This is a genomic window from Rhodococcus sp. NPDC059234 (assembly GCF_042754225.1).
Classification (GTDB): Bacteria; Actinomycetota; Actinomycetes; order Mycobacteriales; family Mycobacteriaceae; genus Rhodococcus_G.
Genome location: NZ_JBHZAH010000123.1, coordinates 1 through 14078, shown reverse-complemented (window position 1 = coordinate 14078; position 14078 = coordinate 1). Strand labels below are relative to the sequence as shown.

Annotated in this window: 14 protein-coding genes; 7 read left to right on the top strand and 7 right to left on the bottom strand. The window is 69.3% G+C overall.

All coding sequences use genetic code 11. The features are described from left to right. Window positions 1-59 precede the first annotated feature (59 nt). Both ACFXGJ_RS20750 and ACFXGJ_RS20745 read right to left on the bottom strand, forming a co-directional pair. Window positions 60-893 (bottom strand): ABC transporter permease, encoded by an 834-nt coding sequence (locus tag ACFXGJ_RS20750; protein WP_378624063.1) that lies wholly within the window; start codon window positions 891-893, stop codon window positions 60-62. After that, complete coding sequence (locus ACFXGJ_RS20745; RefSeq protein WP_378624060.1) at window positions 890-1888, bottom strand: ATP-binding cassette domain-containing protein; 999 nt, start codon at window positions 1886-1888, stop codon at window positions 890-892. Before ACFXGJ_RS20745 ends, ACFXGJ_RS20750 begins: the two co-directional genes overlap by 4 nt. Before the next feature lie 277 nt (window positions 1889-2165). Here ACFXGJ_RS20745 and ACFXGJ_RS20740 point away from each other — a divergent pair, with 277 nt between their 5' ends. After that, complete coding sequence (locus ACFXGJ_RS20740) at window positions 2166-3002, top strand: class I SAM-dependent methyltransferase (protein WP_378624058.1); 837 nt, start codon at window positions 2166-2168, stop codon at window positions 3000-3002. Window positions 3003-3039: 37 nt separating this feature from the next. Beyond that, window positions 3040-3660, top strand: coding sequence for a TetR/AcrR family transcriptional regulator (locus tag ACFXGJ_RS20735; protein ID WP_378624055.1), 621 nt, complete (start codon window positions 3040-3042; stop codon window positions 3658-3660). Window position 3661: 1 nt separating this feature from the next. Here the strand turns inward: ACFXGJ_RS20735 and ACFXGJ_RS20730 are convergent, their stop codons facing one another. From ACFXGJ_RS20730 to ACFXGJ_RS20710, 5 genes are all read right to left on the bottom strand, one after another. Then, complete coding sequence (locus ACFXGJ_RS20730) at window positions 3662-4921, bottom strand: 2-succinylbenzoate--CoA ligase (RefSeq protein WP_378624053.1); 1260 nt, start codon at window positions 4919-4921, stop codon at window positions 3662-3664. A 753-nt stretch (window positions 4922-5674) separates the two neighbouring features. Beyond that, the gene (locus tag ACFXGJ_RS20725) at window positions 5675-6004 is read right to left on the bottom strand and encodes a DUF3349 domain-containing protein (RefSeq protein ID WP_378624051.1); all 330 of its coding nucleotides are present in this window, start codon (window positions 6002-6004) and stop codon (window positions 5675-5677) included. Window positions 6005-6018: 14 nt separating this feature from the next. Then, on the bottom strand, window positions 6019-6429 hold the full coding sequence (locus ACFXGJ_RS20720; RefSeq protein ID WP_378624048.1) for a DUF3349 domain-containing protein: 411 nt from the start codon (window positions 6427-6429) through the stop codon (window positions 6019-6021). Between the two features lie 62 nt (window positions 6430-6491). After that, window positions 6492-6776 carry a hypothetical protein gene (locus tag ACFXGJ_RS20715; protein ID WP_378624044.1) on the bottom strand — a complete coding sequence of 95 codons (285 nt, stop codon included), beginning with the start codon at window positions 6774-6776 and terminating at the stop codon, window positions 6492-6494. 11 nt (window positions 6777-6787) lie between these two features. Further along, window positions 6788-8020: an anion permease gene (locus ACFXGJ_RS20710; RefSeq protein WP_378624042.1), complete on the bottom strand. Its 1233-nt coding sequence runs from the start codon at window positions 8018-8020 to the stop codon at window positions 6788-6790. A 285-nt stretch (window positions 8021-8305) separates the two neighbouring features. Between ACFXGJ_RS20710 and ACFXGJ_RS20705 the strand changes: the two genes are divergently transcribed. The 5 genes from ACFXGJ_RS20705 (at window position 8306) to ACFXGJ_RS20685 (ending at window position 14020) form a co-directional block, all read left to right on the top strand. Next, window positions 8306-9742 (top strand): ABC transporter substrate-binding protein, encoded by a 1437-nt coding sequence (locus tag ACFXGJ_RS20705; RefSeq protein WP_378624038.1) that lies wholly within the window; start codon window positions 8306-8308, stop codon window positions 9740-9742. Between the two features lie 100 nt (window positions 9743-9842). Further along, window positions 9843-12164: an ABC transporter permease gene (locus ACFXGJ_RS20700; RefSeq protein ID WP_378624034.1), complete on the top strand. Its 2322-nt coding sequence runs from the start codon at window positions 9843-9845 to the stop codon at window positions 12162-12164. Next, window positions 12151-12924: an ABC transporter ATP-binding protein gene (locus tag ACFXGJ_RS20695; RefSeq protein WP_378624031.1), complete on the top strand. Its 774-nt coding sequence runs from the start codon at window positions 12151-12153 to the stop codon at window positions 12922-12924. Before ACFXGJ_RS20700 ends, ACFXGJ_RS20695 begins: the two co-directional genes overlap by 14 nt. Further along, the gene (locus tag ACFXGJ_RS20690; RefSeq protein ID WP_378624022.1) at window positions 12921-13664 is read left to right on the top strand and encodes an ABC transporter ATP-binding protein; all 744 of its coding nucleotides are present in this window, start codon (window positions 12921-12923) and stop codon (window positions 13662-13664) included. The genes ACFXGJ_RS20695 and ACFXGJ_RS20690 overlap by 4 nt, the downstream gene beginning before the upstream one ends. Before the next feature lie 2 nt (window positions 13665-13666). Further along, window positions 13667-14020: a hypothetical protein gene (locus ACFXGJ_RS20685; RefSeq protein ID WP_378624020.1), complete on the top strand. Its 354-nt coding sequence runs from the start codon at window positions 13667-13669 to the stop codon at window positions 14018-14020. Window positions 14021-14078: the final 58 nt, after the last annotated feature.

The following is a 14078-nucleotide window of genomic DNA, read 5'->3' as shown; positions in this document are numbered from 1 at the left end:
CAGCCCCTGACCCGCGGGCTGCGGGTCGGGGACGGGGCCAGGGTCGCGGGGGAGCGCGTTCAGGCCTCCCGCATGTAGGCGCGGACCGTCAACGGTGCCATCACGGCGATGATGACCGCGGCGCCGAGCAGCGACCACACCACGTGGATGCCGAAGTGGCCGTCGTTGACGAGTTCGCGGACCGCCGTCACCAGGTGTGAGACCGGGTTGACCTGCACGAAGGCCTGCATCCAGCCGGGCATGGTGTCGGCCGGGACGAAGGCGTTGGACATGAAGGTCAGCGGGAACAGGACCAGCATCGAGATGCCCTGCACCGACGACGCCTTGTTCATGAGCACGCCCATCAGCGCGAAGATCCAGCTGATCGCGAAGGCGCACACGATCACCAGCACGCCGGCCGCGACGATGCCGACCACGCCGCCCTGCGGGCGGTAGCCGATCGCGAGACCCATCGCGAAGGTGATGGTGGTGGCGATGGCGTAACGGACCACGTCGGACAGCAGCGCGCCGGCGAGCGGCGCGATACGGGCGATGGGCAGGGACCTGAACCGGTCGAACACACCCTTGTCCATGTCCTCGCGCAACTGGGTGCCGGTGACGATGGACGCCGTGATCACGGTCTGGACCAGGATGCCGGGAATGATGATCGGCAGGTACGACTTCACGTCGCCGGAGACCGCACCGCCGAAGATGTAGGTGAACATCACCGTGAAGATCAGCGGCTGGATCACCACGTCGAACAGTTGCTCGGGGTTGTACTTGAGCTTGAGCAGTCCGCGATACGCCATGGTCAGCGAGTTCGCGACGGACTGGCTCAGGCTGATGGACCGCACGAAGGGCGGTGAGCCGGGGTGCGCGACCGTGATGTCGGGCGCGAGGGTGGCGGTGCTCATGCGATGCTCCGTTCGGTGTCGGACTCGGTTGCGGCGGAATCGGATTCGTCGGTTCCGTGTCCGGTGATGGTGAGGAAGACCTCGTCGAGACTGGGCTTGCTGACGGTGATCTCGTCGACGCCGATCCCGTGCTCGCGCAACCGGATCAACAGTTCGGGTGTGACGGACGGGTCGGTCATCGGGGCGGTGAGCCGGCCCGCCTCCGGGGTGATCGCGACCTCCACGCCGAGCGACTCGGCGAGCAGTGACCGGGTGCGCTCGGCCTGTGTCTTGTCCACGATCTTCAGTTGCAGGGAGGACACCCCTACCGAGGCCTTGAGCTCGTCGGCGGTGCCGTCGGCGATGACCTTGCCGCGATCGATGACCGCGATCCGGTCGGCGAGCTGGTCGGCCTCGTCGAGGTACTGGGTGGTGAGCAGCACCGTGGAGCCTTCCGCGACCAGTCTGCGGATGGTGTCCCACATCTGGGCGCGGGTGCGTGGGTCGAGGCCGGTGGTGGGCTCGTCGAGGAACAGCAGAGGCGGGTGCGCGATCAGGCTCGTGGCCAGGTCCAGGCGTCTGCGCATGCCGCCGGAGAAGTTCTTGAGCGGCTTGCGCGCGGCCTCGACGAGGTCGAACTCCTCGAGCAGTTCGGAGGCCTTGCGCTTGGCCTCGGGGCGGGACAGCCCGAGCAGCCTGGCGAAGACCACCAGGTTCTCGGTGGCGGACAGGTCCTCGTCCACGGAGGCGTACTGGCCGGTGACGCCGACCAGCGACCGCACGGCGGTGGGTTCCCGGACGACGTCGTGCCCGAAGATGCGGGCCTCGCCGCCGTCGGGGCGCAGCAGGGTGGCGAGCATGCGGACGGTGGTGGTCTTGCCGGCGCCGTTGGGTCCGAGCACACCGTAGACGGTGCCGGTCGGGACGGTGAGGCTGACGCCGTCGACGGCGGCGCTGTCGCCGAAGCGCTTGACCAGTCCGACTGCCTCGATGGCGGGGGGAGCGGTGAGGTTCATGAGGGTCCTAGGGTCGCGGTTCTCCGGGGCGGAGTTCCTTCGGTGTTGGGACCACCGTGCGCGACCGCCCTTGCGCCGCCCTTGCGTCGCGCATGCGGCCGCTGTCGCGGTGCGATCGGTCGACGCTGTCGCGGTGCGATCGGTCGACGCTGTCGCGGTGCGATCGGTCGGCGCTGTCGCGGTGCGATCGGTCGGCGGTCGACCGTTGACAGTCGGGCACGCGGGGCACATTATGAACACACATTCATGAATGTCTGTTCATGGCGAGGAGGGTTCGATGGACACGATCGTCAACACCGCACAGTCCGAGGCGTGGAACGGTTACGAGGGCGGCCACTGGGCCGCCCATCAGGACCGGTACGACCAGGTCAACGTCGGTTTCAACGACGCCCTGCTCGCCGCCGCCGCACTGGGAGAGTGCGACCGTGTCCTCGACGTCGGCTGCGGCAACGGGCAGACGACCCGGCTCGCCGCCGGTGCCGCGGCGGGAGGCCACGCGACGGGGCTCGACCTCTCGGAACCGATGCTCGCCCGGGCGCGCGCGTCCGCGGAGACGGAGGGCGTCGGGAACGTCTCGTTCGCGCGCGGCGACGCGCAGGTCTACCCGTTCGCGGACGCCGAGTTCGACGTCGCGATCAGCCGGTTCGGCATCATGTTCTTCGCCGACCCGGTCGCAGCGTTCGCGAACATCCGTCGGGCGCTGCGGCCGGGTGGTCGGATGGCGTTCCTGACCATGCGAGACCTGCGCGACGAGGATCTCGGCACCGTCCTCGACGCGGTCGGAGACCTGCTGCCGTGGCAGCCCGGCAAGGCCAACGCCGGCCCGACCTCGTTGGCGGATCCCGCTCGTATCGAGGCGGTCCTTGCCGCGGCGGGATTTGATTCCGTCGGGGTGAGCCCGGTCGAGGCCGAACAGGTGTGGGGCTGGGACGCCGCCGACGCCGCCGAGTTCCTCGGCAATTGGGGCCCGGTCCGGTTCGCCTTGCGCGAGGCCGACTCGGCCGCGACCGACCGGTTTCGCGGCGCACTCACCGAGGCGCTGCGACCGTTCGAGCGATCCGGCGCCGTCCGGATGCGCGGCACCGCCTGGCTGGTGCGGGCGGACCGGCGTTGACCCGGGTACGCACTCTCACCGCATACGATCGGACGCGATGTCACCGAGAAGAGCTGCCGCGCTGCGCGGCGACGCGAACCTGCGCGAGCACCTGATCGCGGCGGCCGAACGACTGATCGCGCGACGCGGCACCGCGGGACTGACCGTCCGTGACATCGCCCGTGAGGCCGAGGTCGCGGACGGGGTGCTCTACAACCACTTCGCGAACAAGGAGGAGCTCCTCGGGCTCGGGCTGGCCGCGCGGGTGCGGGCGGTCGAGGCGGGGCTCGGGGGCGCGGTGCCCACTGCTGGTGACGGAACCGTCGCAGAGAACCTGCGGACGTTGGTGCGGCGCGGCTTTGCCCTGCACCGCGCAATCCTGCCCGCGTTCGTCGGAGCGTTGACCCAGCCGAAGGTGCTGTCCGCGTATGCATCCCACGAGACGGACGAGCCGCCGCTGCGGGCGCTGCTCGCCGACTACCTGCGCGGCGAGCAGCGAATCGGACGAGTGGATGCGGCCGCCGACGTCGACGCCGCGGTGACGATGATCAGCGGCGCCTGGCACGACCTCGTGCTCCGGGGCCTGCTGAGCGGGGAGCCGCCCGCGTCCGAGGAGCCTGTCGACAGTCAGGTGGACGCGATGGTGGACACCGTCCTCCGCGGCATCGGCCCGCGCTGACTCAGTCCTCGGGGTGTGGGGCGCCGGACAGTCGCGCGACCAGCGCGCGACGGTCCACCTTGCCGGGGCCGCGCAGCGGCAGCGCGTCGAGCAGGTGCAGCTCGCGCGGTGCGGCGGTCGGGTCGAGGACCGCTTCCACGTGCGCGCGGAGTTCGGCGAGAGTCGGCGTCGCGCCCGTGACCGGCACCACCGCCGCGACCACCCGTTGGCCCAGCCGGGGGTCCGGGAGACCGATCACCGCGCACTCCGCGACCGCGGGATGGTCGGTCAGCGCGGCCTCGACCACCTGCGGGACCACGGTGAGCCCACCGGTGGAGATCGCCTCGTCGAGCCGGCCGGTCACGTGCAGCACGCCGTCGGTCACCATCCCGGCGTCGTCGGTCCGGAACCATCCGGGCTCCGCGAACGCCGGGTGGTCGGGCAGCCCGCGGTAGCCCGACGCCAGCACCGGTCCACCGAGCAGGACCCGCCCGGTGCGGTTTCGCTCGTCGCTGCGCTCGCCGGTGCGGTGTCGCTCGTCGCTGCGTTCGCCGGTGCGGTGTCGCTCGTCGCTGCGCTCGCCGTCCTCGACGATCTTCACCCGGACCCCGTTCAGGGGCACCCCGTCGTACACGCAGCCCCCGCAGGTCTCGCTCATTCCGTAGGTGCGCACCACGGTGATTCCCGCGTCCACGGCGCGGGCGAGCACCGGCGCGGGGGTGGCCGCCCCGCCGAGCATGACGGCGTCGAGTTCGGCGAGAGCGGCGGTCGCCTCGGGATGGTCGAGGGCCTTGACCAGCTGGGTGGGTACCAGCGAGGTGTACCGGCGCGGGCCGGTCATCGCGGAGATCGCGGCGGGCAGCGCCTGCGGATCGAAACCCGTTGTCACATCGACGATCACCGGCTCGGTGCCGGCGAGGAGGCCGCGCAGCAGCACCTGCAGTCCGGCGATGTGGTGTGGGGGCAGCACCAGCAACCAGGACCCGGGTCCGCCGAGCCTGGCGTGGGTGGCTTCGCCGCTGGCCCGCAGCGCGGCGGCAGTGAGCATGGCGCCCTTGGGAATTCCGGTGGTTCCCGACGTGGCGACGACCAGCGCGATCGACGCGTCGATCGGTTCGCCGGGATGCAGCGCATCGCTCAGCCGCGCGATCTCGCGGTCGTCGCCCGCAGGCACCGGCAGCAGGGCCTCGCCGCGGCCCGCCAGTGCGCCGTCGAGAGTGGGGAGCACCGCGGCGGCCGCCGGGCCGGCCGGGACGGACAGGGTCTGCAACACGGAACTCACGAGTCGATGCTGCCAGAAAGCGTGCGGTCGGCCGACCACCAGGGACTGTGAGCCGCCGGGGCTCACGCGCCGAGACGGTCCGATGACGTCGCTGCGCGATGGTGCTCTCCCGCGCGAACCGCCGGTTCCCGCGCGGGACGCGAACCGGAGTCGGGGGCCGAAGCAACGACGTCGGGCGCGCCAGCATGTTCACGACACGCATGAAGGTTGCCCCGACCTGGGGATCGGAGGCCGCCGCGCGGTGCACCCGGTCGACGCAGGCGTTGGCTGCCGGGGTCCGCCTGCTGCGCGGCCCTCCGACGAACGGCATCTGCAGGTCGGCGTCGGCGGAAATCTGTCGGGCGTCGTCGAGTGCCGGGCGGATGCTGCGTGGGAAGCGATGCGCGAGCCGTCGGTCGTCCTGGCGCAGGCAATGTCGCAGCGCGAGAGCTTGGACTCCCGCCACCGTCATGCCCTGCCCGTACGGGTCGAAGCCACAGTTCGTGTCGGGGAACGGAAGGTACCCCTCGAGTCACGGCTGGGTCTGGGCGCTGCGCCGGATGCATCGACCACGAGATCCGACTCGACCGTCTCGTCCGCTGTTCGGGTTCCCTTGTGCTTCAGTGTGATTCCCGTGACGACCGCTTCTCGTGACCTCCCCCTCACGCCCCCGAGTTCGTACTTTCCGCTTCGGCGTCGAGGGGGAGGGCGGCAGCGTAGTCGACTACTCGAATCGGCCGCAGGGGGTCGTCAGGGCTTCCGCGTGGGCAGCGGCTACGGCGCGGGCGGGGGATCCTCGCCGTCCCAGGAGTCGGGGTCCGCGAGTGGCCAACCGCCGGCGACGAGATGCGCCCGTACCCGCGCGGTGTCCGACTCGAGCGGCATCTCGTCGGTGACCTTGGTGATCAGGACGCCGATGTCGATCTTGTCGATGGGCGCCGGCGCCTGGTTCACCAGCGCGTCGGTGACGGTGCGGACCTCGTCGTCGGAGAGCCTGCGTCGCAGCAGTGCGATCAGCGGGATGTAGTCCTGCTCGGGCACGCCGTTGGGATACCCGGCGCGCAGCCAGCCGAGTATCGAGGTGAGAAGCGGAGGAAGGGCCACGGGTGCTGTCCCCTCTACGGTGCCGCGTCGGAGTGGACACGCCGATCGGGGGCGGCGACCGGCTCGGCGTCGGCGACCGGCTCGGGCTCGGCGACCGGCTCGGGCTCGGCGACCGGCTCGGGATCGGCGAGCGGCCAGCCCGCGGCAGCCAGCACGGACGCAACGCGAGCGATGTCGCTGTCCGACGGCGCGCTGTGGGTCGTCTGTTCGATCAGCTCGCCGATCTCCTCCCGGGTGATGACCGGGTCCTGACCGTCGTGGGACTCGGCCAGCGCGACGGAGACGTCCTTGATCTGCTCGGCGGTCAGCTTGCGGTGCAGCAGAGCGACGAGCGGGATCCGGTCCTTCGGCGGAACGCCCTTGGGGTAGCCGGCACGCAGCCACTTGATGACCGACAGCGGGAAGGACGGTTTAGCGGTGGTCACAAACGTTGCCTCTCGACTCCGGGGCCGATGCCAGTACAGCTCGATGTGCGGATTGTCCGGCGCTAGAACAGTTCGATGCCGAATGTGTTCGCGAGGAAATCCGACATTATGAACAGGATGCCAGTCACGATCGCGATCACCACGACGGCGAAACAGGCCACCGCCCCGACGACGGCGAGCGGGTTGCGGGTGGTGGTCACGGTGCCGGACTCGGCGGTCACGCTCGTCGTGCCGGAGCCGAGCAGCCGCAGTCCCGCGGCGAACAGGGCAGGCAGTCCCGCGCCGAGCAGCAGTCCGACGAGGACCACCTGCCAGAGCGAATCGAGCGTCTTCGTCAGCAGATCCATGCGTTCGCCTCTCAGGCCTTCACGTTGCTGGGGGGCTGGGCCAGCGGATTCGTCAGCGTGGCCGGTGCCGGGACTGCGGGGGGAGCGGGGATCGCGGCGACGTCCGCGGGCTCGAGTCCACCGGCCCAGTCTGCGTTGACATTGCTCGGGTCGATCGGCTGACGCCGCGACCGGAGGTACATCACTCCGGCCAGGGCGAGCAGGATCGTGAATACGACCAGGACACCGGGCAGCCCGCCGATCAGATGGGCGGCGCCCCAGCAGATCGCCCCGACCAGCGCCGCCGACGGCAGGGTGATCAGCCACGCGACCGCCATCCGTCCGGCGACTCCCCAGCGCACCTCGGCGCCGCGGCGGCCGATGCCGGTGCCCAGGATCGAGCCGGTGGCGACGTGCGTGGTCGACAGCGGCAATCCGAGGTGGCTCGAGGTGAGGATGATCGCGGCCGAGGACGCCTCGGCGGCCATGCCCTGCGGTGCGGCGATCTCGACCAGGCCCTTGCCCAGCGTGCGGATCACCCGCCATCCGCCGAGGTAGGTGCCGAGGGCGATCGCGATCGCGCAGCTGAGCTTGACCCAGAACGGCATCTCGGAGTCGGCGGTGATGGTGCCGTGGGCGACGAGCGCGAGGAAGATCACGCCCATCGTCTTCTGTGCGTCGTTGGTGCCGTGGGCGAGGGAAACCAGGGAGGCGGAACCGATCTGGCCGAGCCGGAACCCGGACTCCTTCGTGTCCTCACGCACCCCGGAGGTGATGCGGTAGATCACCCAGGTGCCGCAGGCCGCGACCAGTGAGGCGACGACCGGAGCGAGAATCGCGGGGACGATCACCTTGCTCAGCACGCCCGACCACTCGACGCCGTTCATGCCGATGCCGGCGATGGCCGCGCCGATGAGTCCGCCGAACAGTGCGTGCGAGGAGCTCGACGGAATGCCGAACAGCCAGGTCGCCAGGTTCCAGATGATGCCGCCGACGAGTCCGGCGAACACGATCAGCAGTAGCGCGTCGCCGCTGACGGACCCGAGATTGACGACGCCCTTGGCGACGGTGGCGGCGACCTCGACGGACAGGAACGCGCCGACCAGGTTCAGCGTTGCCGACAGTGCCACCGCGACCTTTGGTCGAAGAGCCCCGGTCGCGATGGACGTTGCCATCGCGTTTCCGGTGTCGTGGAAGCCGTTGGTGAAGTCGAACCCGAGGGCTGTGACGACCACGACGAGAAGAACGATGAGTTCCGCGTTCACAAGCCTTGATCCTCCGTTACGACGGCGTAAAAGTCGAGTCGGTCCCTGCTGTTGGGGCGTGGTTTCCGGCACAGTCCGCGAGGCGCCGGCGCGGGCCGGTCCGATTACCAGTGCGGAGGTCCCCCACGGGCGCCGATCGCGTGCCGATCGTCACAGGCCCGATCGGCTGTGGCGCCGATCACCATGCGGTCTCACTGAGCGGGAAGTTCTCGAAGTCGGATCGGGGCCGCTGTCTACCGTCCCCGCATCGAGTGACGCGGAACACGTGCGCTCGACCCGCGAAGAATGGAGACAGCCATCGTGAAACCAAAGAAGATCGCCACAGTGGTGTCGGCGCTCGCGCTGTCGGCGGCGCTGCTCTCGGCCTGCGCGACGGACCGCGGCGGCGATGCGGGCGTCCCGTCCTCCGGGAGCGGATCGGGCGCTGCCGCCTCGGCTACCGCCTCGGACGCGAAGTTCGGGACGCTGGACTCGCCGTGCGGCAAGGGGGACGCGAAGGGCGCTACCGACCAGGGCGTCAGCGACACCGAGATCAAGATCGGGTACGGCGACGACCGCGGCTACGCGCAGAGCCCCGGGCTGAACAAGGAGATGTCCGACGCCGTCTCCGCGATGATCGACTGGTGCAACCAGCAGGGCGGCATCAACGGGCGCAAGGTCGTCGGTACCGACTACGACGCCGCGCTGACCCAGGCGAACACCGTCATGCAGGAGGCCTGCGGGTCTCAGTTCATGATGGTCGGCCACGGCTTCGCGATGGACCAGACCGCCGAGCAGACCCGCGTGGCGTGCAACATGGCCGCCGTCCCCGGCTTCACGGTCTCGCCGGACGCGGCCAACGGCCCGATGACCTACCAGGGTGTGCCCTTTCCGGTGGACTTCGGCAACGCCGCCGCCTGGTTCCAGATGGCCCAGATGCACCCCGACCTGAAGAACGACTTCGACCTCGTCGGGTCGACCATGCCGACGATCATCTCCTCGCTCGCGAAGACCCGCTCCATGGCCGAGGCCGCGGGATTCAAGCTCAAGGACTGCGGCGTCACGCTGAACTACCAGGGCGAACCGACCTACGTGCCGTTCGCGGAGAAGTACAAGCAGTGCGGCGTCAAGGGCCTGTGGACCTCGCGCTCGCCCGTGCCGAACGAGTTCAACTTCTTCAAGGCGGTCGAGCAGGTCGGCATCGACCCGATCATTCTCGGTGAGGCCACCTGGTACGGAAACTCCGCGCAGCAGTTCAACAAGGACAGCGGCGTCCTGGACACCCTCAACGCCGACATGACCTTCCAGATGCTGGAGAACGCCGACAAGGTGCCCGCGGTCAAGAAGTACCAGGAGTTGGTCGCTGCGAAGGGCGGCAAGACCGCACTGCTCGGCATGCAGTCCACTTCCTCGTTCCTGCTGTGGGCCACCGCGGCCAAGGAGTGCGGCTCGGACCTGACCCGCCAGTGCATGATCGACGAGCTCTCGAAGATTCACGAGTGGGACGGCGGCGGACTGCACGCGGTCACCGACCCGGGCAAGAACATGCCGGCCAAGTGCGGCCTGATGGTCTCGCTCCAGGGCGACAAGTACACGCAGGTGTTCCCCTCGCAGGCAGCCGAATTCGACTGCAACGACAAGTACCTGATCAAGACGGACCCGTCGACCTGGGGCACCACGCTCGGCCCCGACCGCATCTCGACCAAGTACACGAACCCCAACGTGATCAAGCCCAAGGCCTGACGTGGCCTGCGCCGCAGTGGTGCGGTCTCGGAGTCCTGGGACTCCACATCCGCACCACTGCGGCGGCGCCGCCTCATCACTCGAGACAGATGGTTCTCACATGGACACTTTCGTGACGTTCACGATCCTGGGCCTGGTGCTCGGATCCGTGTACGCGATCGCAGCCTCCGGGCTGGTGCTCACCTACAACACCTCCGGCATCTTCAACTTCGCGCACGGCGCGCAGGCGATGCTCGGCGCCTTCCTGTACTGGCAGCTCCGCTACGGCTGGAACCTGCCCACCCCGCTCGCTCTGGTGATCGTGCTCGGAGTCTTCGGCCCGCTGATGGGCCTGGCGCTCTACTTCGTGATCATGCGGGGCCTGCGCGAGACCGCCGAGGTGACGAAGATCGTCGTCACCGTCTCGATCATGCTCGGCATGCTGTTCCTGTCCCAGTGGTTCTGGCATCCGGAGGAGCCGCGCACGCTGCGGATGTTCTTCGGGGACAGCGCCAAGGTCTCGTTCCTCGGGGCCACCGTGCACGTGCACGAGATCATCTGCCTCGTCGCCGCCGTGGCGATCGCCGTCGGGCTGCGGCTGCTGTTCACCCGCACCCGGATGGGTGCGACCATGCGGGGCGTCGTCGACGATCCGGACCTGTTGCGGCTCAACGGCCACAATCCGGAGCGGATCGCGGGCTTCTCGTGGGCGCTGAGTTCGGTGCTCGCGGTGCTCGCCGGCATCCTGGTCACCCCGATCAGCGGCGGCACCCTCGAGGCGAACCTGTTGACCCTGCTGGTGATCGACGCGTTCGCGGCCGCGATGTTCGGCAGGTTGCGCAGCATTCCCCGCACCTTCGTCGGGGCGCTGGTGCTGGGCCTGGCCGGCACCTACCTTCTCGGGTACGCGCCGACGACCTGGACGTGGACCTCGAATCTGCGGGTCTCGCTGCCCATGATCGCGCTGTTCGTGGTGCTGATCGTGCTCCCACAGGATCGGCTCCGCGGCGCCGCGGTCCGCACCCGCGAGCGCTACCACGTGCCGAGCGTGCGCAAGGCGATCGGCTGGGCCGTCGCGTTGGTGGTGATCGTGTACCTGGTCCGCCTGCTGATGGTGGAGTCCGCCGTCACCACGCTGACCGTCGGCATCACCTTCGCGATCGTCGCCCTGTCGCTGACCGTGCTCACCGGCTACGCCGGCGAAATGAACCTGGCGCCATTGTCCTTCGGGGCGGTTGCCACGATCGTCGTCTACCACTTCGGTATCTCCGGGTCCGGGCTGGCGCAGCGCCTCACCGTCGTCGGTGTCGTGCTCGGCGTGATCGTCGCGGCACTGGTCGGCGGCCTGGTGGCGCTGCCCGCGCTGCGCCTGCGCGGGCTCTACCTGGCGCTGGCGACCATGGCGTTCGGCGTGTTCCTGTCCAACATGGTGCTGCGCGACACGACCGAGCACGAACTGTTCGGCGTGAAGTTCTCGCTGTTCACCGGCGGCAACCTCACGATCCCGCCGCTGCAGATCGGTCCGCTCGACCTGCAGGACAAGACCACCTTCCTGATGACGGCGACCGTGCTGTTCGCCGTTCTCGGCGTCGCGGTGGTGGCCCTACGCAACGGCGGTTACGGCCGGCGCCTGGCCGCGATGAAGGACAGTCCGGCGGCCTCGGCGATGCTCGGCCAGAGCCTGGTCAAGCTCAAGCTGAGCGTGTTCATGATCTCGGCGGGCATAGCGGGTCTCGGCGGCATCCTGATGTCGAGCGCGATGGGCTCGGTCTCCGGCGAGTCCTTCACCATCGTCATCAGCCTCTCGCTGCTGATGCTGACCGTGGTCGCGGGCATCGGCTACGTCAGCGGCGCCTTCGTCGGTGGCGTCATGGCAGGTGTCGGCTTCTCGATCATCATGGTCTCGTTCAACAACCTGGCGAAGACGCAGCCCGAACTCGAGGGCCTGTACCTGCTGTTCGGCAACATCGCCGCGGTCAGTCCCGCGCTGATCGGCATCGGCGTCGGGCACAACCCGTCCGGCAGTGTGCACCAGGTCGTCGAGGGCTACCGGAAGCTGTCCGGCGCCAAGCCGGTGCTGGCCGGCGGCGGCGCCTTCGTGGCGGTGCTCTACGTGCTCGCCCTGACCGGGCTGCTGGACAACTGGTGGTTCGCCTCGCTGACCATCGTGACGGTCTTCGTCCTGCCGGTGATCGGTGAGTGGCTGATGCCGTCGGCGGTGCTCACGGACGAGCAGTTGGCGGCCCGGCACCACACCCCGCCCGAGGACGTCGGTGTCGCCGAGCCGTACACGGAGCTGGACCGCGTCCGGGTCGAACGCGAACTGGGGCTGCCGGCGCAGGGTCCGCGTCCGGTGCACGCGCCGATTCGGGCGGGCCGGCACGCGGCGCCCGAGATCGACATCACCGAGGTGAAGGAGTTGAGCGTCAATGCCGTCCACTGAGCCGTCCACTGAGCCGTCCACGGGAATCCCCCTGCTGGAGACCCGGGGCATCACCGTCCGCTTCGGTGGGCACACCGCGGTCAAGGACGCGAGCATCGCGATCGAGCGCGGCGTCGTGACGGGGTTGATCGGACCCAACGGCGCCGGCAAGACGACGCTGTTCAACACCGTCACCGGCTTGCAGAAGCCGACCGAGGGAACCGTCTTCATCGACGGCGTCGACGTCACCGGCAAGGCCCCGTACAAGCGGGCGCGGATGGGTCTGGCCCGCACGTTCCAGCGGCTGGAGCTGTTCCTGTCGCTGTCGGTGCGCGACAACCTCCGCGTGGCCGGGGACATTCATCGCACCGCGTCGCGGCGGCACCGCAAGGACCTCGAGGCCGAGACCGACCGGCTGCTCGAACTGACCGGCCTGGCGGACGTCGCGGGCAAGGACGTCTCCGACATCCCCACCGGGCGGGCCCGCGTGGTCGAGGTGGCGCGCGCGCTGATGACCGACCCGCGGGTGCTGCTGCTCGACGAGCCGGCCTCGGGGCAGACCGAGCAGGAGACGGAGGACTTCGCGGAGATGCTGGTCCGGCTGGCGGCGGACGGCCTCGGCATCTGCCTGGTCGAGCACGACCTGCCGTTGGTGATGAAGGTGTGCTCCCGGATCCACGTGCTCGACTACGGCGCGTTGATCGCATCCGGCACACCCGAGCAGGTGCAGGGCGATCCCGCGGTGATCGCGGCCTACATCGGAACGGAGGCGGTGGCATGACCGCGTCGGTGAGTGTCGAATCGGATCCCGCCGCAGCGGGACCGGAGCCGCTGCTCGAACTGTCCGGGGTGCGGTCCGCGTACGGCGCCATCGAGGTGCTCCGCGGCGTGGACCTGGCACTTCACCCGGGCGCGGTGGTCGCGCTGCTCGGGCCCAACGGCGGGGGCAAGACCACCGCACTGAAGGTGTGCTCGGGTCTTCAGCCGGTGACGGCGGGGGAACTCCGGCTGGCCGGACGCGTCGTCAACGGCGCCGACGCGTCGGAGCTGGCCAGGCTCGGGGTGTGCTCGATCCCCGAGGGTCGGGGCATCTTCCCGAACCTGACGGTGCGCGAGAACCTGTGGGTCGCCACCGGCACCGGACACGGCCTCGAGGAGCTGGAAACCGCTGCCTACCAGCGCTTCCCGAGATTGGGTGAGCGGCGGGGCCAGCTCGCCGGCTCGATGTCCGGCGGCGAGCAGCAGATGTTGGCGCTCTCCCGGGCGCTCGGCACGGCACCGACGGTGCTGCTGCTCGACGAGCTCTCCATGGGGCTCGCTCCGCGGGTGGTCACCGAGATGTACGACATCGTCGGGCAATTGGCCGCCGACGGCCTGTCCATTCTGGTGGCCGAGCAGTTCGCCCGCGCCGTGCTGCCCATCGCCACCTCTGCGGCGCTGATGCTGCAGGGCCGCGTGGTTCGCTCCGGCGACCCTCGCGAAATCGACCGTGAACTTTCAACCAGTTACCTAGGAGGATGACGATGACCGTTGTGGCGGAAGAGCGTCGTGAGCAGTTCAAGAAGGACGTCGCGGAGATGAAGCTCAAGGGCGGTCAGTCGGCCGGTGACGGCAAGGCCCGGATCGTCGGCCTGGTGCTGATGATCGTCGGAACGCTCGTCTCGTTCATCCTGTACTTCTCCTCGTTGACGCAGTCGGACCTGCGCAACATCGCTTCGTACCAGATCCTGGCGAGCGCGTTCCTCGCGCTGACCGTGCTCGGTGCTGCGGTGTATCTCGCGGGGGCGGTCGCTCGGGTGCTGCGCCTGTGGCTGCTGCGCCAGCTCATGGAGAGCCAGGCGCAGGCCGATCAGATCGCCGCTGCGCTGGGGAAATAGTGTCGCTGCGGAGATAGCTGCCGCGCTGGTAGAGACGAAACCGGGGTGCGACTTCGGC

Bases quoted from the DNA above. Each gene is read 5' to 3' on its own strand.
- ACFXGJ_RS20750 (WP_378624063.1), bottom strand. From the start codon at position 893: ATGAGCACCGCCACCCTCGCGCCCGACATCACGGTCGCGCACCCCGGC.
- ACFXGJ_RS20735 (WP_378624055.1), top strand. From the start codon at position 3,040: ATGTCACCGAGAAGAGCTGCCGCGCTGCGCGGCGACGCGAACCTGCGC.
- ACFXGJ_RS20740 (WP_378624058.1), top strand. From the start codon at position 2,166: ATGGACACGATCGTCAACACCGCACAGTCCGAGGCGTGGAACGGTTAC.
- ACFXGJ_RS20685 (WP_378624020.1), top strand. From the start codon at position 13,667: ATGACCGTTGTGGCGGAAGAGCGTCGTGAGCAGTTCAAGAAGGACGTC.
- ACFXGJ_RS20695 (WP_378624031.1), top strand. From the start codon at position 12,151: ATGCCGTCCACTGAGCCGTCCACTGAGCCGTCCACGGGAATCCCCCTG.
- ACFXGJ_RS20700 (WP_378624034.1), top strand. From the start codon at position 9,843: ATGGACACTTTCGTGACGTTCACGATCCTGGGCCTGGTGCTCGGATCC.
- ACFXGJ_RS20690 (WP_378624022.1), top strand. From the start codon at position 12,921: ATGACCGCGTCGGTGAGTGTCGAATCGGATCCCGCCGCAGCGGGACCG.
- ACFXGJ_RS20715 (WP_378624044.1), bottom strand. From the start codon at position 6,776: ATGGATCTGCTGACGAAGACGCTCGATTCGCTCTGGCAGGTGGTCCTC.
- ACFXGJ_RS20745 (WP_378624060.1), bottom strand. From the start codon at position 1,888: ATGAACCTCACCGCTCCCCCCGCCATCGAGGCAGTCGGACTGGTCAAG.
- ACFXGJ_RS20705 (WP_378624038.1), top strand. From the start codon at position 8,306: ATGGAGACAGCCATCGTGAAACCAAAGAAGATCGCCACAGTGGTGTCG.